This is a genomic window from Rhodococcus sp. IEGM 1351 (assembly GCF_030056875.1).
GTDB classification, from domain to species: Bacteria; Actinomycetota; Actinomycetes; order Mycobacteriales; family Mycobacteriaceae; genus Rhodococcus_F; species Rhodococcus_F opacus.
On sequence record NZ_JASHKU010000009.1, the window covers coordinates 242,446 to 263,496 of the forward strand.

Annotated in this window: 16 protein-coding genes and 1 pseudogene; 11 read left to right on the top strand and 6 right to left on the bottom strand. The window is 67.9% G+C overall.

Going from position 1 to position 21,051, the window contains the following annotated elements:
* Positions 1-44: 44 nt before the first annotated feature.
* Positions 45-407 (top strand): FKBP-type peptidyl-prolyl cis-trans isomerase, encoded by a 363-nt coding sequence (locus QM806_RS18290; RefSeq protein ID WP_005244090.1) that lies wholly within the window; start codon positions 45-47, stop codon positions 405-407.
* Between the two features lie 30 nt (positions 408-437).
* Here QM806_RS18290 and QM806_RS18295 read toward each other — a convergent pair whose 3' ends face one another.
* Together QM806_RS18295 and QM806_RS18300 are read right to left on the bottom strand one after the other, a co-directional pair.
* A complete protein-coding gene (locus QM806_RS18295) occupies positions 438-1,802 on the bottom strand; it encodes a sensor histidine kinase (protein ID WP_005567347.1) in 1,365 nt (454 codons plus the stop codon).
* On the bottom strand, positions 1,799-2,515 hold the full coding sequence (locus QM806_RS18300; RefSeq protein ID WP_005567348.1) for a response regulator transcription factor: 717 nt from the start codon (positions 2,513-2,515) through the stop codon (positions 1,799-1,801). Before QM806_RS18300 ends, QM806_RS18295 begins: the two co-directional genes overlap by 4 nt.
* Before the next feature lie 82 nt (positions 2,516-2,597).
* Here QM806_RS18300 and QM806_RS18305 point away from each other — a divergent pair, with 82 nt between their 5' ends.
* Both QM806_RS18305 and QM806_RS18310 read left to right on the top strand, forming a co-directional pair.
* The gene (locus QM806_RS18305; protein ID WP_054248255.1) at positions 2,598-3,515 is read left to right on the top strand and encodes a mechanosensitive ion channel family protein; all 918 of its coding nucleotides are present in this window, start codon (positions 2,598-2,600) and stop codon (positions 3,513-3,515) included.
* A gap of 30 nt (positions 3,516-3,545) precedes the next feature.
* Entirely contained in the window at positions 3,546-4,886 is a 1,341-nt protein-coding gene (locus QM806_RS18310; RefSeq protein WP_054248254.1) for a cryptochrome/photolyase family protein, read from the top strand.
* 21 nt (positions 4,887-4,907) lie between these two features.
* Here the strand turns inward: QM806_RS18310 and QM806_RS18315 are convergent, their stop codons facing one another.
* Positions 4,908-6,131, bottom strand: a complete 1,224-nt coding sequence (locus QM806_RS18315; RefSeq protein WP_283292298.1) for an MFS transporter — start codon at positions 6,129-6,131, stop codon at positions 4,908-4,910.
* Positions 6,132-6,229: 98 nt separating this feature from the next.
* On the opposite strand from QM806_RS18315, the gene QM806_RS18320 reads away from it, so the two are divergent.
* Complete coding sequence (locus QM806_RS18320) at positions 6,230-6,805, top strand: TetR/AcrR family transcriptional regulator (RefSeq protein WP_065489413.1); 576 nt, start codon at positions 6,230-6,232, stop codon at positions 6,803-6,805.
* A 4-nt stretch (positions 6,806-6,809) separates the two neighbouring features.
* Here the strand turns inward: QM806_RS18320 and QM806_RS18325 are convergent, their stop codons facing one another.
* Both QM806_RS18325 and QM806_RS18330 read right to left on the bottom strand, forming a co-directional pair.
* Positions 6,810-8,744: a propionyl-CoA synthetase gene (locus QM806_RS18325; RefSeq protein WP_133986148.1), complete on the bottom strand. Its 1,935-nt coding sequence runs from the start codon at positions 8,742-8,744 to the stop codon at positions 6,810-6,812.
* Between the two features lie 141 nt (positions 8,745-8,885).
* On the bottom strand, positions 8,886-9,923 hold the full coding sequence (locus tag QM806_RS18330; protein WP_005263328.1) for an alpha/beta hydrolase: 1,038 nt from the start codon (positions 9,921-9,923) through the stop codon (positions 8,886-8,888).
* A 146-nt stretch (positions 9,924-10,069) separates the two neighbouring features.
* Here QM806_RS18330 and QM806_RS18335 point away from each other — a divergent pair, with 146 nt between their 5' ends.
* From QM806_RS18335 to asnB, 3 genes and pseudogenes are all read left to right on the top strand, one after another.
* On the top strand, positions 10,070-10,744 hold the full coding sequence (locus QM806_RS18335) for a GOLPH3/VPS74 family protein (protein WP_283292302.1): 675 nt from the start codon (positions 10,070-10,072) through the stop codon (positions 10,742-10,744).
* An 86-nt stretch (positions 10,745-10,830) separates the two neighbouring features.
* Positions 10,831-12,291, top strand: a complete 1,461-nt coding sequence (locus QM806_RS18340) for an HNH endonuclease signature motif containing protein (protein WP_168442937.1) — start codon at positions 10,831-10,833, stop codon at positions 12,289-12,291.
* Positions 12,292-12,464: 173 nt separating this feature from the next.
* Positions 12,465-14,306 (top strand): annotated as a pseudogene (gene asnB / locus QM806_RS18345) (asparagine synthase (glutamine-hydrolyzing)).
* Here the strand turns inward: asnB and QM806_RS18350 are convergent.
* The gene (locus tag QM806_RS18350; RefSeq protein ID WP_005568351.1) at positions 14,303-15,799 is read right to left on the bottom strand and encodes an acetyl-coenzyme A carboxylase carboxyl transferase subunits beta/alpha; all 1,497 of its coding nucleotides are present in this window, start codon (positions 15,797-15,799) and stop codon (positions 14,303-14,305) included. The pseudogene asnB and the gene QM806_RS18350 sit on opposite strands and share 4 nt — an antisense overlap.
* A 216-nt stretch (positions 15,800-16,015) precedes the next feature.
* On the opposite strand from QM806_RS18350, the gene QM806_RS18355 reads away from it, so the two are divergent.
* The 4 genes from QM806_RS18355 to QM806_RS18370 are packed head-to-tail and all read left to right on the top strand — an operon-like array spanning position 16,016 to position 21,047.
* Positions 16,016-16,843: an FAD binding domain-containing protein gene (locus QM806_RS18355; protein ID WP_005568350.1), complete on the top strand. Its 828-nt coding sequence runs from the start codon at positions 16,016-16,018 to the stop codon at positions 16,841-16,843.
* Entirely contained in the window at positions 16,840-19,557 is a 2,718-nt protein-coding gene (locus QM806_RS18360; protein WP_283292306.1) for a molybdopterin-dependent oxidoreductase, read from the top strand. The genes QM806_RS18355 and QM806_RS18360 overlap by 4 nt, the downstream gene beginning before the upstream one ends.
* Positions 19,558-19,574: 17 nt before the next feature.
* On the top strand, positions 19,575-20,558 hold the full coding sequence (locus QM806_RS18365) for an antibiotic biosynthesis monooxygenase (RefSeq protein ID WP_133986152.1): 984 nt from the start codon (positions 19,575-19,577) through the stop codon (positions 20,556-20,558).
* A gap of 21 nt (positions 20,559-20,579) precedes the next feature.
* Positions 20,580-21,047 carry an SRPBCC family protein gene (locus QM806_RS18370; RefSeq protein ID WP_005568345.1) on the top strand — a complete coding sequence of 156 codons (468 nt, stop codon included), beginning with the start codon at positions 20,580-20,582 and terminating at the stop codon, positions 21,045-21,047.
* The last annotated feature ends 4 nt before the right edge of the window (positions 21,048-21,051 follow it).

The window sequence follows — 21,051 nt, forward strand, 5'->3', positions numbered from 1 at the left end:
CGAATACCTGTGCCGAACCATAGAGCCCTCACCGAGGAGGACATATGACCAAGCCCGAGATCGAGTTCCAAGACGGACCCGCCCCGACCGACCTGGTCATCAAGGACGTGGTGGTCGGAGACGGCGCAGAGGCCGTCCCCGGGGGCACCGTCGAGGTGCACTACGTCGGCGTCGAGTTCGAGTCCGGCGAGGAGTTCGACTCCTCCTGGAGCCGCGGCGAGTCCATCCAGTTCCCGCTGCGCGGTCTCATCAAGGGCTGGCAGGACGGCATCCCCGGCATGAAGGTGGGCGGACGTCGTCAGCTCACGATCCCGCCGGAGCTGGCCTACGGTCCCGCCGGCGCCGGACACCAGCTGTCCGGCAAGACGCTGGTCTTCATGATCGACCTGCTGGACGTGAAGGAATAGTCTCCGCAGCACGAAAAGCCCCGCATCACCTCAAGGTGAGGCGGGGCTTTCTGCTCTCCATGTCTCCGGTCTAGGTGGCTCGTGTGTCGTGTCCGTGTGGAGTTCGACGACGAGCCGTGCGCCGCCGAGCGGGCTGACCTCGAAACGTGCGCTGCCGTTGTGCAGTGCCGCCTGCTGCGCGACGAGCGCGAGGCCGAGGCCCGACCCGCTCTTCGTCGCGTTGGACCCGCGGTGGAACCGTTCGAAGACCACCGCCCGTTCGGCCTCGGGCACCCCCGAGCCGTTGTCGTCGACGACGACGGTGGTGATGCCGTCGGCCGCTCTCAGCGTGATCGTCACCGCGGTCGCGCCGCCGTGCCGGACCGCGTTCTTGATGGCGTTGTCCAAAGTGAGGCGCAGTCCACCGGGCATGCCCCGGACCGTCACCGGGGTTGCGTCGACGGTCACCTGCAGCCCCGGATTGTGGCGCATCGCCTCCTCGGCGGCGAGGTCGCTGATGTCGACGAGGTCGCAGTCCACGAAGTCCTTGTCGGTGGACAGTTCGCCGCGGGCGAGCCGCTCGAGGTCGGACAGCGTCGATTCCACCCGGTCCTGTGAGCGGGCGACGTCGCGGAGGATCTCGTGCTGCTGTTCCGGCGTCAGGTCGAGAGTGGTGAGGACCTCGAGGTCGGTGCGCATCGCGGTGAGCGGGGTCCGGAGTTCGTGTGCCGAGACTGCGGCGAAGTCGCGTGCGGTGGCGAGCGCGGCGGTGGTCGCGTCCTGCGCCTCCGCGACGTCGCGCAGCATCGACTCCGCGGCGGACGCCAGTTCGTCCGCCTCCCGGACACCGGATGTCGTGGGCGTCAACTTCGGTTCGCGGCGCACGATGCGGCCGGTCAAGTCGACCAGCGGGCGCACGGCACGACCGCCGAACAACCAGCCGAGACCGCTGGCCGCGGCGATGGCGAGCACTCCGACGAGCAGGACCTGACGTTGCTGCTCCGACGTCACGTCCTGGGCTTCGGCGTACGGCACGGCCAGGGAGATCCGGGTGCCGAGGAGCGGCACGGTCGCGGTGTACGCCCGGTACTTCGTGTCACCCACCTCGACGGTCTGCTGGCCTGGGTCGAGTTCGGGCAGCTGGGTGGGGGTACTGACGAGCACGGTGTCGCCGTCGGCCGAACGGATCGTGATGGCGAACGCACCCTTGTCGCCGAGTGCCCCGAGGAACAGACCGGCGGTGGCGGCGTTGGGAACCAGAACGTCCGACGCCGTCTCCAGTCGCCGGTCGAGTTGCGACAGGTTGTTCCGGTTGATCGCCAGCGACACCAGGATGCCGAGCGCCACGACGATGATCGTCGCCCCCAGCGCGGTCGCGGCGGCCACGCGGGTTCGGAGGGAGAACGACCGTTTCACGACGGTTCCCGGAGCACGAATCCGACTCCGCGCACCGTGTGCAGGATGCGCGGCTGACCACCGACCTCGAACTTGCGACGCAGGTAGCCGACGAACACGTCCACCACGTTGGTGTCGGCGACGAAGTCGTACCCCCACACCAGTTCGAGGAGCCGCTCACGGCTCAGGACGATGCCGACGTTGCGGGCGAGCACCTCGAGGAGTTCGAATTCCCGTTTGGTCAGAATGACCTCCTCGCCCGCCATGAAGACCCTGCGTGCGGACGTCCGGATCTCCAGCGCACCGACGCGGATCGGTGGGGTCGCGGGCGAGTCGGCGGGGGCGGCGGCCGTCGTTCCGTGCCGCCGCAGCATCGCCCGGATGCGGGCGATCAGTTCGGCGAGGACGAACGGCTTGACCAGGTAGTCGTCGGCGCCCGACTCGAGGCCGGAGATGCGGTCGTCGACGGTGTCGCGTGCGCTGAGCACGCAGATCGGGATGTCGTTGTTCATCGCGCGGAGCGCGGTCACGACGCCGGTGCCGTCGATGACCGGCATGTTCATGTCGAGCACCATCGCGTCCGGACGTCGTTCGCTGACCACCCGGAGCGCGTCGGCGCCGTCGACGGCCGTGAGGACGGTGAATCCGGACAGGCGCAGGCCGCGTTCGAGGGACGTCCGCACGTCCTCGTCGTCGTCGACCACGAGGACACTGGCTGAGTCGGTGACGGTCACTCCTGCATTGTGCCGTGGGCGCGACCACTGAGCGTGCGGATGGCAGTTGTGGGAGCGTGTCTCGTCCGTACACTCGTTGGAGATGTTTTCTTCGCTGCAGGCATTCGAACTGACCGAAACCAACCGTGACTGGCTGATTCACCGCCCGGCCGAGATCGCGACCTACGTCGTCCTGGCGCTCGTGCTGCGTTTCGCGTTGCACCGCATGATCGACCGGATGACGCGGCCCCGGGAGCCTTCCGACAAACCGGCCATGCTCCGTCCCCTCCGGGAACGCGCCCCGCGGGGCGTCAAGGAGGCGATGGTCAACGAGCGTCGCGCGCAACGCGCCCGGACGATCGGGTCGGTGCTCAAATCGACGGTGTCGATCGTGGTGCTCATCTGGGTGGTGCTCCAGGTTCTCGCGGTCCTCGGCGTCAATGTGGCGCCGTTCATCGCGTCGGCCGGTGTGATCGGTGTCGCACTCGGTTTCGGTGCGCAGAACCTCGTCCGGGATTTCCTGTCGGGCATCTTCATGCTGCTCGAGGATCAGTACGGTGTCGGGGACGTCGTGGACCTCGGCGAGGCCGTGGGAACGGTCGAGACGGTGGGTCTGCGGGTCACCACGATCCGCGACGTCAACGGCACCCTCTGGTACTGCCGCAACGGTGAGATCGTCCGTGTCGGCAACATGAGCCAGGGTTACGCGGTCGCGGTGGTCGATCTGCCGATCGCGCACGCCGCCAACGTGCAACGGGCGTGCGAGGTGGCACTCGAGGCAGTCACCGAGGCGGCCAAGAGCGACGCGATCGCGGTCGACGTACTCGAACCCCCGGAACTGCTGGGCGTCAACTCGGTGACCGCGGAATCGGTCACGCTGCGGATCACCGCGCGGACCAAGCCGGGCAGGCAGTGGGCGGTGCAGCGGACGTTCGCCCGCGCGGCGCTGTCGGCGTTCGAGCACTACGACATCGACGCGCCGTACCTGTCGGTGCTGTCGTCGGCTCGCTCCACCAACTGATCGGCCCCGCGCTTCGTTACCGTGGCAGGTATGGACACCGCACTCGTCTGGTTCCGGCGCGACCTCCGGCTCGGTGATCTGCCGACGCTCCACACGGTGGCGGAGTCGGGGGCGCGTGCACTCGGGCTGTTCGTCCTCGACGATCGGCTGCTGAAAACATCGGGCGGTGCTCGCCGGGACTTCCTGTTCCGCAGTCTCGCCGCACTGGACGACCAACTCGACGGCCGGTTGCTGGTGGTGAAGGGCGATCCCGTCGACGTGGTTCCGACGGTCGCGAAGAAGGTATCGGCCGAAGAAGTCCACGTGAGCGCCGATTACGGGCCGTACGGTCGCGAGCGTGATGCCGCCGTCGCCGAGCACGTCGATCTGGTGGCCACCGGTTCGCCGTACGCTGTGGCGCCCGGCCGGGTGACGAAGACGGGCGGGGAGCCGTACCGGGTGTTCACCCCGTATTTCCGGCAGTGGCTCGAACACGGGTGGCGCGCGCCGATCGATACCGGGCGTGCGACGGTGGAGTGGCTGGACCCGGACGACGTCAAGGCGCGGCGGGTGCAGATCCCCGAACCGGAATCCGACGGGTGCCCCGCCGGGGAGGCGGCGGCGCTGCAGCGGTGGGCGGAGTTCTGCGAGGACGACCTCGCCGGGTACGAGGACGCGCGGGATCGTCCCGGTCTCGACGCGACCAGCCGGATGTCGGTGTACCTGAAATACGGCAACATTCATCCGCGGACGATGCTCCGCGATCTCGCGCGCCGTCGCAGCAAGAGCGCCGAACAGTACCGGCGGCAGCTCGCGTGGCGGGACTTCTACGCCGACATCCTCTTCCAGCGTCCCGACAGCGCGCGGGAAAACTACGACCGTCGCTTCGACCGCATCCGCTACGACAGCGGGCCTGACGCCGAGGAGGCGTACTCGGCGTGGTGCGAGGGCCGGACGGGGTTCCCGATCGTCGACGCCGGGATGCGTCAGCTGAAAGCCGAAGCCTGGATGCACAATCGGGTGCGGATGATCGTCGCGTCGTTCTTCGTCAAGGATCTGCACCTGCCGTGGTGGTGGGGTGCCCGCTACTTCATGAACCGGCTCGTCGACGGGGATCTGGCGAACAATCAGCACGGCTGGCAGTGGACCGCGGGATCGGGGACGGACGCGTCGCCGTACTTCCGGGTGTTCAACCCGACGACGCAGGGGGAGAAGTTCGACCCCGACGGCGAGTACGTGCGGCGGTGGGTGCCTGAACTGCGTGGCATCTCCGGCAAGGCTGTTCATGCTTTGAAAGACGGTCGCCCCGAGGACTATCCGCCGCCGATCGTCGACCATGCCCACGAGCGGCAGGAGGCACTCGCCCGCTACGGCGAGATCAAGGCCCCGTGAGTACTTATTAACCGCGGGCGGTTAATAAGTACTCACGGGCGCTTTGCGCATGAGGAGCCCGAGGAACGCCGCCGCGGCGAGGACGATGACGAGTCCGCCGTAGACGCGGGTGGTGTCGACGAGCCCGACCTTTCCGACGAGGTATCCGGCGATCAGCGCGGGAACGCTGTTGGCGAGGTAGGCGATCACGTAGATGCTCGACAGCAGTCCCGCGCGCTCGTGCGGTTCGGCGAGCGGCATGACGGTGCGGATGGTGCCCTGGAAGCCGGCGCCGAACCCGATGCCCGCCACCGCGGTTCCTGCGAGAATCCACAGCGCCGACGACGTTTCGGCGCCGACCAGGGTGATGGCGACTCCGACGACGAGGGCGGACGCTCCGACGTACAGGATGCGTCGTGCTGCCACGTTGCGCAGCAGGAACACCGCGAATGCGCCGGTCCCGGTGAGCGTCGCGACCATGATGGCGCCGATCAGCGACGTGTGGACGTCGAGCGCGTTACGGGCGAGCGAAGGTCCGAGGGACAGGTAGAAGCCGCCCAGCGCCCACACTGCCACCAGGCAGGGTCCGGTGAGGACGAGCATTCCCAGTGCGGTGGACGGGACCGCCAGCGTCGGACGCATCGATGCCAGAGCCCCCTTCTGCCGGACCGCTGTCTCGGGTGCGGCCCAGATGCCGAGGATCTCGACGACGAACAGCGCGCAGAACACCAGGAACACGGTGCTGGTGGGCCGGGGAAGGTGCTCGCTGATCAGGCTCGATCCGATGGCGCCGAGTGCGAGGCCGACGGTGGGCGCGATGCTGTTGACGGTGGCGCCGCGTCCGGGTGTGCGTTCGAGGTCGAGGAGGGTGGAACCGAGCGCGCTGATCGCGGCGCCGGTGGCGAAACCCTGCACGACTCGGGCGATCAGCAGGAGGCCGATGCCCTCGGCTGTCGCGAACATGATCATCGAGGCGGCTTCGAACACGAGTGCCGTGATCAGCACGGGCCGGCGGCCGACGTAGTCCGAGAGCGAACCGACGGTGAGCAGCGCCAGCAGCAGGCTCACGGCGTAGATGCCGAAGATCAGCGTCGATTGCAGCGACGAGAAGCCCCAGTTCGACTGGTACACCTCGTACAGCGGTGTGGGTGCGGCAGACGCGCCGAGCAGGGTGGCGATCACGACCGCGACGAGCGTGAAGGCGGCTCCTCGGCGCAGTGCGGGTCGAGACGTCGGTGGTGCTTCGGGCGCGGCAAGCGTCGTCATGGCGTACTCCCCGGAGAACATTAATGCAAAGGGTTTGCGTTAATGGACGCTACGCCGCCACCGTTCTTAATGCAACGTCTTTGCGTTAGCATGGGGGCATGAGTCCGGCTCCAGGCCCGCGCCCCGGTGGTCGCAGCGCCCGCATCCAGCAGGCGGTGCATGCGTCCACGCGCAAACTTCTCGACGAGCGCGACCGAGCGGACATCACCGTCCCCATGATCGCCGCCGACGCCGGGGTCACCCCGTCGACCATCTACCGGCGCTGGGGGGACATCACCGAATTGTTCGCGGACGTCGCGCTCGAGCGTCTGCATCCCGACGCGCCCCCGCGTGAAACCGGCAGTGTGCGAGGCGACCTCGTTGCCTGGGCGCAGGACTACCTCGAGGAGATGTCCTCACCGGTGGGGCGGGCGGCACTGCGCGACGTCGTGATGAGTGCCGACACCGTCAGGTCGGAGGACGGCACCAATCAGTTCAGGTGCGCGACGTTCTGCCGCACCCAGATCGAAACAATCCTCCGACGGGGCGAACCCGTGCAGGGCGTGGTCGAGCACGTGATCGACCATGTCGTGGCGCCGATCATCTACCGCATCCTGTTCGACCTCGACCCTCTCGAAGCGGACCGCGTCGGGGAACTGGTGGATCACGCACTCGACGCGGCCGTCCGGGTCTGAGGGGTCAGCCGCCCAGCTGCTTCTTCAGCGCGTCGAGGACGGCGACGTCCTCGATGGTGGAGGGCACCGTGTACTCCTCGTGGTCGGCGATCTGCCGCATCGTCTTACGCAGGATCTTGCCCGAGCGGGTCTTGGGCAGCGCCTGCACGACCGTCACGTCACGGAACGTGGCGACGGCGCCGATCTGCTCGCGCACCATCGCGACCAGTTCGTTGCGGAGGGTCTCCGGGTCGATCTCGACCCCGGCCTTGAGCACGACGTAGCCGCTGGGCTTCTGGCCCTTGAGTTCGTCGCGGATGCCGACCACCGCGCACTCGGCCACCGCGGGGTGTCCCGCGACCACCGCCTCCATGCTGCCCGTCGAAAGCCGATGTCCGGCAACGTTGATGACGTCGTCGCTGCGGCCGAGGACGTACACGTACCCGTCCTCGTCGATGTAACCGGAGTCGCCGGTCAGGTAGTAGCCCTCGAACGTGGCGAGGTACGACCGCACGTACCGCTCCGGGTCGCGCCACAACCCGGCCAGGGTGCCCGGAGGCAGCGGCAGCCCGATCACGATGTTGCCCTCGGCCCCGGCGGGAACCGTGTTCCCTTCGGCGTCGACCACCTCGACCCGGTACCCGGGCACCGGAACAGTGGGGGAGCCCGCCTTCAGCGGCATCGGTTCGAGCCCGCGCAGGTTGGCGCAGATCGCCCAGCCGGTCTCGGTCTGCCACCAGTGGTCGACGACGGGACGGCCGAGGACGCGGGTCGCCCACGCGTACGTGTCGGGGTCGAGGCGCTCGCCCGCCGCGAACAGCGTCTTCAGGGAGGAGATGTCGTACTTCTCGATCTCCTTCGCGTCGGGATCGGCCTTGCGGACGGCGCGGATCGCGGTCGGGGCGGTGAACAGTGCCGACACACCGTGATCGGAGATCACCCGCCAGAATGCGCCCGCATCCGGGGTCCCGACGGGCTTGCCCTCGTAGAGCACGGACGTGGCACCGGCCAGGAGCGGCCCGTAGACGATGTACGAGTGCCCGACCACCCAGCCCACGTCGGACGCAGTCCACCACACGTCGCCCGGGCCGATGTCGTAGATGTTGCGCATCGACCACGTGAGCGCGACGGCGTGCCCACCGTTGTCGCGGATCACGCCCTTCGGCTTCCCGGTGGTGCCGGACGTGTAGAGGATGTACAGCGGGTCCGTCGCGACCACCGGAACCGGCTCCGCGGGTGCCGCATCCGCCATCAGCGCATCCCAGTCGAACCACGCCGCCCCGGCGCCCTGGTAGTCGGCGGCCGAACCGGGGATCTGCTCCCGGTCCTTGACGATCACCGTGTGCGGCGGGGTTCCGGACAGCTCCAGCGCCTTCGCCACCATCGGCAGGTAGTCGACGGTGCGTCCCGGCTCGAGGCCACCCGACGCCGTCACCAGCACCACCGGTCCGGCGTCGTCGATGCGGGTCGCGAGTTCCTTCGCGGCGAAGCCGCCGAACACCACCGAGTGCACGGCACCGATGCGGGCGCAGGCCAGCATCGCGATCGCCGCTTCGGGGATCATCGGCATGTAGACGATCACCCGGTCACCGGCCACCACACCCTGGTCCTTCAGGACGCCGGCGAACCGGGACACCTCGTCGAGAAGTTCTGCGTAGGTGTAGGTGCGGGATGCAGCGGGGGCCATCGCCGAGTCGTAGATCAACGCCGCCCGATCCCCGTTGCCGTCCCGCACGTGCCGGTCGAGAGCGTTGAAGCAGGTGTTCAGCGACGCATCCGGGAACCACCGGTACATCGGGGCGGCGGAATCGTCGAGCGCCTGCGTCGGCGGCGTCACCCACTCCACGGCCTCGGCGGCGGCGAGCCAGAAGTCCTCGGGACTGTCGGTGCTCCGTAAGTACACCTCGGCGTAGCTCTGGCCATGGTTGTCGCTCGGAGGCGGAGTCCCCGGGGAGCTCATCGATGCACGTCCTCTCGTCGTCCTTGTGACCTGAAACACCCTATGTGACGTCGGTGTCCGGCGACACCGTCCGGACGGCCGGGACGCAGGCCTGCGCTGGGCGGCGGGTTTTCGTCGCCCAGTGGAGTTGCGGTGAACCGGTCAGAGACCGAGGGAACCGGCGATCATCGGCCAGGAGTTGTGCAGGTCGTCCTGCCAGTAACCCCACGAGTGGGTGCCGGCGGGCCGGAAGTCGTACGTGGCCGGGATCCCCAGGGCGTTCAGCCGGTCGGCCAGCCGATGGGTGCACTCGTTGGTTCCCGCCTCGATGATGCCGCCGACGATCACCTGGTTGGCCAGCGTGCCCACATCTCCGTTGATATCCGGGCCGTTGAGGTTCTCGTGGACGCCGGGCAGCCCGGTGGCATTGCTGATGTACAAGTCGATGCCACGGAGCTTCTCGGCGTTGACGACGGGGTCGTTGGCCACCCACGCGGGGTCGTCGGGCGGTCCCCACATGTTCTCGACGTCGCCGCCTCGGAAGCTGACGACGAAGGTGACGTAGTCCCGGCCGGGTTTGGTGCTCGTCTCGGCGCATCCGCTGAACGCGCCGACGGCGCGATACAGCGACGGGGCCGCTTCGGCCAGGCTGAGGACGGATGTGCCCGACATCGACAGACCCGCGATGGCATTCGCACCGTCTGTTCCGAGTGTGGCGTCGACGATCGGGGGAAGTTCCTCGGTGAGGAAGGTGGTCCACTTGTTCACGCCGAGGACGGGATCGGGCTTTTCCCAGTCGGTGTAGTAGCTGTACGCCCCGCCGACGGGAGTGACGACGTTGACGTTCTTGTCGGCGAAGAAGTCGACGACGTCGGTCCTCGCCTGCCAGGTTGCCGAATCCTCGCCGCCACCGGCGCCGTTGAGCAGGTACAGGGTCGGCCGCGGCACGCTCGTGTCGGCGGGGCGGATCACTTCGAGGAGAATCACCTTCTCCATCGCCGCCGAGTAGACGTACATGTTCAGTTGACGGTCGTCGATCTCCTCGATGTGGTCGAGGACGGATCCGTCTGCCGAAGCCGGCTTGTCGGCGGGAAGTGCTCGCCACTCGTCCGCCGACGCCGCTGCCACCTGACCGAACATGGCCGACGACGCAACGACGGCGACCGCCAGGAGTGCCCGACAGTGTCCGATCGCGCTCATAGCCGCTCCTCGTGCTTGACTGCGGTGCCCGACAACCGTCTGGTGAATACTCAGAACATTGCCCCTTCACGGTAACCGGCAAACATTCCCCGGGGCGGCTGAACGGACACCGGACTTCGCCGCGACGTCCGCCCTATCGTGGAAGCATGACGCTGCTCGCCGAAGATCTGCTGTTGCTGCTGCTCGACGACACTTCGGGGAAGCCCGTCGTCGACGGGACCCGGATGCCGCGTGTCCTCGCCGGCGCCGTTCTTCTGGAACTGGCCCTGGGGGACGTCGTCACCCCGGCCGAACCCGGCGACGACGTGAAGAAGGGGCGGCTCGTCGTCCGGGACGGAGCGCGAACGCAGGATCCGCTGCTCGCGCGGGCCGTCGACCTCATCGGTACGTCCAAGCCGATGAAACCGGAAGCAGCCATCGAGAAGCTCACCAAGAACCTGCGCGACGAACTCGCGAAACGCATCGTCGACGCGGGATGGGTCCGCGAGGAGAGGGGCAAGGTGCTGGGCATCTTCCCCACCACGCGGTGGCCGGAGGTCGACGGCAGCCACGAACGCGCGCTGCGGTCCGAACTGAGCGCCGCGCTCCTCGACGGGGTCACCCCCACTCCCCGCACCGCCGCGCTCGTCTCGCTCCTGTCCGCGGTCGACGCGGCCCCGAAGCTGTTCCCGGACGCCGATCGTCGCGCCGTGAAGAAACGGGCGAGGGAGATCGCCGAAGGCGACTGGGCAGGCAAGGCCGTGCGCAAATCCGTCGAGGCCGTCAACGCCGCGATCGTCGTCGCCGCCACCGTGCCCGCCATCGTCGCGGGGAGTGGCTAGGCGGCGTGCGGTTCTGCGAGGCGTAGCGGGGGTTGTGGGGTCTTGTGGAGCGCAACAACTTTCGCTACTGAGAACACATGTTCTATATGGGGGTATTCGATCGGGGGATTCGGGAGACGGTCTGCTGTCTCGTCGACGGGGAATCCGATGTGGGTCTGGTCGAGTTGATGACCGACCTCCATCGCAGTGAGTCGGTGGTGGCCGAACGGAAGCTGGCGGCGATCGCCGAGCTCTTCGTGCGCCGCACTGCCGAGGTCGAGTCCGACGGGGCGTGGACGTCGACCGCGCACGAAGTGGTCGAGGCCGAGATCGGTGCCGCGCTCACCATGGGGCGAGCGGCGGCGGGTCGGCTGATCGGTCTGGGCATGTCGCTACGTACCCGGTTGCACGCCACGCGCGAGGCCATGGCACGTGGTGATCTCGACATGTACCGGGTTCGGCTGATCGAGGACGCGACGGCAAACGTGAGCGACGACTGGATCGGCGAGGTCGAACATCAACTCCTCGAACAGGTTCTGGCCCCGCCGCGCTCCGGTGGAACCGGGTTGACCGGCCGCAGGCTCACGAACGCCGCCAACCGCATCATCGCGAGGCTCGACCCGGCAGGGGTGCGCGCCAAGCGGGAGAAGGCTCAGGCGGACAGGTTCGTCGGAGTCTGTGCTGCAGAGGACGGCATGTGCCGAATCCTCGGTTCCGTTCCCGCGGCGCAGGGCCGTGCATTCGACGCGCGATTGCGCGAACTGGCAAACACCGTGTGTGCGAAAGACCTTCGAACATACGAACAGAGGCGGGCCGACGGATTGTCCGCGCTCATCGACGGGGCCGGGTTCGTGCAGTGTGAATGCGGGCGGGTCGATTGCGGCCAGCGCTCCCGCATCGCGACGACCGCGCGCAAGCCTCTCGTGCACCTCATCATGCTCGACGCCACACTCGCGGGCGGCGACGAACCGGCCTACCTCGACGGCTACGGAATCGTCGACGCGGCGCACGCACGCGAGATCGCCGCCGACGCGGATGTCGAATCGGTGCGGGCACCGAGTTCTGTCGTCCCGACCACGTACCGTCCCGGCACCGTGCTCGACACCTGGATGCGGGTGCTGGCCGGCGGGTGCGAGTGGTTGCACTGCGATGTGGCGGCCTGGAACACCGACCTCGATCATCATCGGCTGTTCGATCATTCCGATCCCGCGGCCGGAGGTCCGACGGTGGCCGGGAACATGACCGCCTACTGTCGAAATCATCACAGGCTCAAGCATTCCGGTCGCTGGTGGGTGACCGCTGACGGTGGAATCGAGTTGGTCGCGCCCACCGGTCACCGATACCGAACGCGGTCGTCGGGGCTCCTGGGTGTCGGACGAGACGCTGCTGCTGGAAGCGACCATGTCGCCAACCCCGCGGCCCGTCACCGCGCCCGTGCGCAGAACACTGCTGCGCGGATCCGGGCGGAGCGCCGCCGACGGCGGGCGCACCTGGATGCAGTGCGGCGCCGGTCGCCCGGCGCGCAAGCGTCCGGCGCCTGCCCGGCCGACGAACCCTCGCCGTTCTGACAGGCGGCTTTCCCCGGCCCACCGCCTGCGCGCCGAAAAAAGTTACCGTGGAATATAGGTGGTTAGCAAGAGTAAAGAACTGTCAATGTGATTGCTACGGTTCGGACTCGGTTCGCCGCCTCGCAACCGACCACGCGCTGAAGGAAGAGCGCCAGCGACAGCGGGAGGAACACATGTGCGGAATCGCCGGATGGATCTCGTTCGAACGCGATCTACGCGTCGAGCAGTCCACCGTGGATGCCATGGCCGAGACGATGAACTGCCGGGGGCCGGACGATCGCGGTACGTGGGTCGTCGAACACGCCGCGCTCGCGCATCGAAGGCTCGCCATCATCGATCTGCCGGGTGGGCACCAGCCGATGAGCGTGAACACCCCCGGCGGGACCGTTGCGATGGTCTACTCCGGCGAGGTGTACAACTTCGGTGAACTGCGCGAGGAGCTGTACGGGCGCGGTCACCGGTTCGCCACGGACTCCGACACCGAGGTGGTGCTCCACGGATATCTGGAGTGGGGAGAGGCCGTCGCGGAGCGGCTCAACGGCATGTACGCGTTCGCCATCTGGGATTCGCGGATCGACGCACTCGTGATGATCCGCGACCGGATGGGCATCAAGCCGTTCTACTACCACGAGACCCGAGACGGCGTCCTGTTCGGTTCGGAACCTAAAGCGATCCTTGCCAATCCGATCGCCGAGTCGACTGTCACGATGGACGGGATCCGGGAGCTGTTCGCGTTCGTCAAGACACCAGGACACGCGGTGTGGGACGGCATGCGTGAGGTGGAGCCGGGCACAGTGGTCACCGTCTCGCGCACCGGACTGCGGACGCACCGGTACTGGACCCTGCAGACCCGTCCGCACACCGACGACCGGGACACCTCCGTCACCCATGTCCGCGAACTCCTCGACGACATCGTGCGCAGGCAACTGGTCGCCGACGTGCCGCGCTGCACCCTGCTGTCCGGTGGTCTCGACTCGTCCGCGATGACCGGTATCGCCGCCGAGCAGCTCGCCGAGGTGGGCGAGACGGTCCGCACGTTCGCCGTCGACTTCGTCGGTCAGACCGAACATTTCGTCGCGGACGAACTGCGGGGCACCCCGGATACTCCGTACGTGCACGACGTGGCCCGGCGATCCGGGACCGCGCACCAGGACATCGTCCTCGACTCCGACGCACTGGCCGACCCCGCCGTGCGCGCGAAGGTCATCCGGGCCCGGGACATTCCCATGGGCCTCGGCGACATGGACGCGTCGCTGTATCTGCTGTTCAAGGCGATCCGTCAGCACTCCACGGTGGCGCTGTCCGGTGAGTCGGCCGACGAGGTGTTCGGCGGGTACAAGTAGTTCTTCGACCCGAAGGCGCAGCAGGCGAACACCTTCCCGTGGCTCGTGCAGTTCGCCGAGCACTTCGGCGACGAGAGCAACATCTTCACCCCGGAGGTGACGGCGGGGCTGAACATGGACGACTACGTGCAGGACTCGTACGACGCAGCGGTGTCCGGGATCGATCGGCTGGACGGCGAATCCGACTTCGAATGGCGGATGCGGAAGATCTGCTACCTGCATCTGACGCGTTTCGTCCGCGTCCTGCTCGACCGCAAGGACCGCGCGAGCATGGCCGTCGGACTCGAGGTCCGGGTGCCGTTCTGCGATCACCGGCTGGTCGAGTACGTCTACAACACGCCGTGGTCGCTGAAGACGTTCGACGGCAAGGAGAAATCGTTGCTGCGGGCGGCGACCAGGGATGTGCTGCCGCAGTCGGTGATCGACCGGGTCAAGTCGCCGTACCCGTCCACCCAGGACCCGAAGTACGCGGTGGCGTTGCAGGAGCACGGCAAGGACCTGCTCGGCGACCCTTCGCACCCGGTGTTCGGCCTGGTCAGCGCGGACTGGTTGTCCCGGGCGGTGTCCGTCGACACCCCGCAGATCAGTCAGGTATCGCGTCGCGGACTCGAGCGCACGCTCGACCTCGCGCTGTGGATGGACATGTACAACCCGACGATCAAACTGTCTTAGCTCAGGCCGAGGTTCCGGTAGCGGGCGAGCCGGGCCGCGAAGCGCTCGCTCTCGGGAACCCCGGTCAGGGCACGGAGTTCCCGGGAGATGGCCTCGCCGACCCGCTTGGAGAAGTCGACGGCCTCGTCGGCGGCGTCCGGATGCTCGGGGATGATGGCGTCGATGACGCCGTCGCGCAGCAGGTCGAGCGAACGGATGCCCTGCGCGGCCGCCATCTCGGGGGCGTGTGAGGTGTCGCGGTGGACGATGGCGCTGGCGCCTTCGGGGGGAAGCGGGGCGAGCCACCCGTTCTGCGCGGCGAGCACGCGATCGGCGGGGAGGAAGGCGAGCGCGCCGCCGCCCGTGCCCTGGCCGAGCAGAACGGACACGGTCGGCGTCTTCAACGTCACGAGGTCGGAGATGCAACGTGCGATCTCGGGGGCCAGGCCGCGTTCCTCCGCCTCCTGAGACAGTGCTGCACCGAGGGTGTCGATCACCAGGACCAGGGGGATCTGCAACTCCTCGGCCAACCGCATGCCGCGGCGTGCCTCGCGGAGGGCGGCGGGACCCATCGTGTTCAGCGCCGACTGTCCGGCGCGGTCCTGGCCCAGCAACACGCACGGTGCGCCGCGGAAACGTGCCAGCGACAGCAGCACCGTCCCCTCGGTTTCACCCTGGCCGGTGCCGCTGAGGGGCACCTGCTCGGTTGCTGCGTGCCGCAGGAGGTGGCGGATTCCGGGCCGGTCGGCGCGCCGCGACAACATCACCGACTGCCACGCGGGCACGTCGGGGATGTCGACGGCCGGCGGCGCCGGTTCGGTGAGGGCGGTCGACGTCGGCGGATCGATCAGCACCCGCAATGCCCGATGGACGAGCCGGCGCAGGCGCGTGGCAGGGACGACGCCGTCGATGACGCCGTTGCGGTACAGGTTCTCGGATGTCTGCACGCCCTCGGGGAATTTCTCGCCGTACAGCGCCTCGTAGACGCGGGGCCCGAGGAACCCGACGAGTGCACCGGGTTCGGCCACCGTGATGTGCCCGAGCGAACCCCAGGACGCGAACACGCCGCCGGTGGTCGGGTTCCGCAGATACACCAGGTAGGGGAGATGGGCGGCCTTGTGGGTGGCGACGGCCGCCGCGATCTTCACCATCTGCACGAAGGCGACGGTGCCCTCCTGCATGCGTGTGCCCCCCGACGTGGGCGAAGCGAGCAGGGGGAGACCCTCACGGGTGGCGCGTTCGATGGCGGAGACGATCCGCTCGGCCGCGGCAACACCGATCGAACCGGCCAGGAAAGCGAACTCGCACGCGATCACCGCGACCGGGCGACCGCGGACGGTGCCGACGCCGGTGATCACCGATTCGTCGACACCCGACTTCTCGGCGGCCTTCCGCAGGTCGGCGCGGTACTTCTCGTTCGGCCGCGCATCGACGGGCGCGGTGTCCCAGGAGACGAAGCTGCCTGCGTCCAGTACCAGCTCGAGCACGTCGTGGGCGGAGATCTTGGCGGCCATGGCCCTGAGAGTAGCGGTCGGTCCGGGGCGGCGAATGTCTGCTACGGCGGGTGACGGGCGCCCACACGGTCGCCCGCGCGGCCGGAACACGGCAAACAGCGCCCGGGTGGAACCCGGCAATTAACACCGAGACCGCCGTCGCGGTGTCTAAAGTCAGATGGGTTGACGCAGGCCGGGTACGAGAACGACGACACATTTCCCGAGTGGAGCAGTCATATGGACCTCAACACCATCACCGATGTCGTTCGGCGTCCACCCGACCGGCCGGGTGCGGCGTGGCGGGAAGGCGACGCGTGGCTGGCCGGCGGAACGTGGCTGTTCTCCGAGCAGCAGCCCGACCTGCGCCGTCTCGTCGATCTCACGACGCTCGCCTGGGACACCCTCGTGCCGAGCGACGCGGGCCTCGAGATCGGAGCGACGTGCACGATCCGTGAGCTGTATGCGCTTGCGCCGCCGGACGACTGGAGAGCCGCCTCGCTGTTCGGGACGAGTTGCGAGGCCTTTCTGGCATCGTTCAAGGTCTGGAATTCGGCGACGGTGGGCGGCAATATCTGCATGTCGCTTCCCGCGGGTCCGATGATCACTCTGGCGGTCGCGCTCGAGGCGACGTACACGCTGTGGTCCACCGACGGGTCCGAGCGCGCCGTCGCCGCCGCCGACTTCGTGACGGGCAACCGCGAGAACGTGCTCACACCGGGTGAGATCCTGCGCCGCATCGACATCCCGGTCCGTGCCCTCCGCAAGCGTCACACGCATCGCCGCTTCACCCTCACACGCCTCGGCCGTTCGACGGTGTTCATGATCGGCACCCAGGCGCCCGGCGGCGACGACCTGCTGCTCACGATCACGGCGGGCACCACCCGTCCGATCCGTCTGGCCTTCGACGCCGTACCTGACGCCGACTCGCTCCGGCAGAGCATCGACGCGATACCCGACGACGTGTGGTTCGACGATCCCAACGGCACCCCTGACCACCGTCGCCATCTGACGAAGCACTTCGCCGAGGAGATCCGGACCGAGTTCACCGCAGGAGACCGGCAATGACGTACACCGTGAACGGCAGGACGTTCGACGAGGAACCGAATCCCGGGCAGTGTCTGCGCACGTTCGTGCGGTCGCTCGGTCATCACGGCGTCAAGAAGGGTTGCGACGCAGGCGATTGCGGAGCCTGCACGGTGTGGCTCGACGGCGATCCCGTGCACAGTTGCATCACGCCGGCGTTCCGTGCGGAGGGGCGGGAGGTGACCACCATCGAGGGCCTCGGTTCGCCGGACGACCTGCATCCGCTGCAGCGGCAGTTCCGTGACGCCCCCGGGTTCCAGTGCGGATTCTGCACCGCGGGCATGATCATGACGTCGGCGACGTTCACGGACGCGCAGAAGGAAGACCTGCCACGCGCGCTGAAGGGTAATCTCTGCCGCTGCACCGGCTATCGAGCGATCGAGGACGCCGTCAACGGTGTCGCCGCGGTGGAGGTCGCCGAGCCGGGTCGCGCGGTCGGCACCAGCGTCGGGGCACCCGCGGCCACCGATGTGGTCACCGGCCGTGCCGAGTTCACCATGGACACCGAGATCGAGGGCATGCTGCACCTCGTGGTGCTGCATTCCCCGCACGCCCACGCCCGCATCGTCTCGATCGACACGACGGCGGCGCTCGCCCTCCCCGGTGTGCACCGCGTGTACACATGGAAGGACGTGCCCCGGAAGCTGTTCACGACCGCGATTCACACCGATCACCTCGTCGACCCCGACGACACGTACATCCTCGACGACACGGTCCGCTTCGCCGGTCAGCGGGTGGTCGCGGTGCTGGCCGACACGGTCGGCGCCGCGGAGGAGGGGTGTCGCAGGGTGGTCGTCGAATACGACGTGCTGCCCGCGGTGTTCGACCCGGAGGAGGCGATGGCCGACGGTGCACCGCAGTTGCACGGATCGGACGACCCGTTCGTGCGGGATCCCGTGCACAACATCCTGCTCGAGCTCCACGGGGAGGTGGGCGACGTCGAGGCGGGGTTCGCCGAGGCCGACGTGATCCACGAGGGCACCTACTTCACCCCGCGCGTGCAGCACGCGCATCTCGAGACGCACGGGTCGATCGCCTGGATGGAGGACGGCCGCCTGCACGTGCGCACGAGTTCGCAGTCGCCGTCGATCGCGAAGGTCAAGCTGGCTCACCTGTTCGACCTGCGCCCCGACCAATTGCGCGTGTTCTGTATGCGCGTCGGGGGCGGTTTCGGCGGCAAACAGGAGGTGATCTCGGAGGATCTGGTCGCGCTCGCCACCCTCGACACGGGCCGGCCCGTCTGCTTCGAGTTCACCCGGGAGGAAGAGTTCACGACGGCGTCGCCGCGGCACCCGATGAAGCTGACGATCACGCTCGGCGCCCGGGCTGACGGCACACTCACGGCGTTCCAGGTGCGCAACGTGTCGAACACGGGCGCGTACGGCAACCACGGCGGCGAGACGTTGTTCGCCGCCGGTGCCGCCATCTCGGCGTACCGGTGTCCCAACAAGAAATTCGATGGGTACTCCGTCTACACGAACAGCGTGCCCAGCGGAGCGCTGCGCGGGTACGGCATGACCCAGCCCGCCTTTGCGGTGGAGTCCGCCATGCACGAGCTGGCGGTCGCGCTCGACATCGACCCGCTCGAGTTGCGGCGCCGCAACATCGTCCGCCCCGGTGACTCACTCGTCGCGATCGACGACGGTCCCGACGACGTCGTGTTCGCGGAGGACGGGCTCGGGCAGTGCATCGACCTCGTCGACGCCGCACTGAGGCGGACCGGGAACGGGCAGGTGCTGGGCGACGACTGGCTCGTCGGCGAGGGCACCGCGAGCTCGCTGCACGAGACGGCGCCCCCGACCGAACACATCTCCGAGGCGTGGGCGACGCTCGGCGACGACGGCGTGTACGAACTCGCCGTCGGCACCGTCGAATTCGGTGAGGGAACGTCGACCGCACACGTGCAGATCGCGGCCACCCACCTCGGCACCACCCCGTCGCGGGTGCGTCTCGTGCAGTCCGACACCGACCGTACGGGATTCGACACGGGGGCGTTCGCCAGCGCCGGCCTCTTCGTCGCGGGCAACGCCGTGTCGCGGGCGTCGGAGGCCCTGCGCGACCGCATCCTGGCGTTCGCCGCCGCGCACACCGGGGTCGACGTCGCGTCCTGCTCGATGGACGACGACGGGGTGCTCTGCGACGGCACGCGCGTGCCGCTGACCGAACTCCTCGACGCCGCCCGTCGGCGCGGCATCCGGTTCACCGAGGCGCGCAAGGCGTACGGGTCGCCGCGCAGCGTCGTCTCCAACACCCACGGTTTCCGCATCGCCGTCCACCGGGTGACGGGCGAGATCCGCATCCTCTACAGCGTCCACGCCACGGACGCCGGGGTAATCATCAACCCGGTGCAGGTCCGCGGCCAGATCGAAGGCGGCGTCGCCCAGGGCATCGGATTCGCGCTGACCGAGAACTTTCACGTCGACGGCAACGGTGTGATGATCAACCCCAACCTGCGCAACTACCGCATCCCCACCTACGCCGACATTCCCCGTACCGAAGTGCTGCTGGTCGATTCGACGGATTCCGTCGGACCGATGCGTGCGAAGGGAATGGCGGAGTGCTGCATCAACCCGGTGGCACCTGCGCTGGCCAACGCGCTGGAGAACGCGACGGGTGTGCGTTTTCGTGAGTTGCCGTTCACCCCCGAGCGGATCTACCACCGAATCGGCGAGAACCGATCGGTTCCGACGACCTGAGCCGTGAGGAGAGGGCGATGGACACCGAGAAGCCCACCGAGAAGTCCACCGGCAACGCCGCGACGGTCATCATCGGCCAGAAGGTACGTGCCGGATCCGAGGAGGCCTTCGAAGCCTGGCAGCAGGACATGAACAGCGCCGCGTCCCACTACCCGGGGTTTCTGGGCGCCGAGATCTCGGCACCCACCGCCGTGCAACCCGACTGGGTCGTGGTCTACCGCTTCGATTCCGTGGCCCACGTGCAGGCCTGGATCAACAGCGCCACCCGGCAGCACCGGCTGGACGAGGGGCAGCAGTACTTCGACGGCCCCGCCACCCAGCAGGTCATCAGCGGGGGCGCACGCGAGTCGGATCCGCTCGTGACGGTCGTCGTGACGCACCGTGTCGGCCCGGAGCACGTCGACGATTTCCTCGCGTGGCAGGATCGACTGCGATTGGAAGAGAGCAAGTTCGACGGATTCCGCGGGAGCGAACTCTTCCGGCCCATCGAGGGAGTCCAGGACGAGTGGACCGCGCTGTACCGCTACGACAACGCCGCCGACCTCGACAGGTGGCTCACCTCGGCGAAGCGTCAGGAGCTTCTCGCGGAGGGGGAGAAGTTCCACGACTTCGAATTGCGCACCATCGACAACTCCTTCGGGAGCTGGTTCGCGTTCGACGAGAACGGCAACGAGGCGCCGCCGCCGTCCGAAACCAAGACGTCGATCGCGGTGTGGGTCGGTCTGTATCCCACCGTCGTGGTTCTCACCCTCGCGTTGTCGCCGCTGAAGATGCCGCTGTGGCTCGGACTGCTCGTCGGAAACCTGCTGTCCAGCTTCATCATGAGCTTCGTGACGATGCCGTACTACGTGAACCGGGTGCTGGGGCGCTGGCTGCGGCCGCCCTCCGACGTTCCGGAGGCGACAACGAACCGTCGAGGGATCGCGATCGTCGTGGGGGTCATGGTGTTCTGGGTCATCGTCTTCTACCTGGTGACCCGCCAGTTCTGGACCCTGCCCTGAGAAGGAAGAAATGGGTGCCTCATGTCCGCCTCGGAAATCCGCGTGAGCCGAACGATCGATGCGCCCGTCGGCGCGGTCTGGGCGGTCATCACCGATCTGGACAACGCGGAATCGGTGCTGAGCGGTGTGGAGAAGCTCGAGAGGCTGGACTCGACGAAATACGAAGTCGGCACGCGGTGGCGCGAGACCCGGGTGCTGTTCGGCAAGTCGTCGACCGAGGAAATGTGGGTCACGGAGATCGACCCGGAGAAGCGCACCGTCGTGAAGGCGTCGTCCCACGGCGCGGACTACACGACGGTGTTCACCCTGGAGCCTGCCGGTGACGGCACCACCCTGACCTTCCACTTCTCAGCGGAAGCAACTGGGCTCGGCGCAGTATCGAAGTTCATGATGAAGGTGTTCGGCTCCTTCGCCCTGAAGGCCACCACCAAGGCGATCCGGCGCGATCTCGACGACATCGCCGACGCCGCCGGGAAGCGGGCCGGCTGACCCC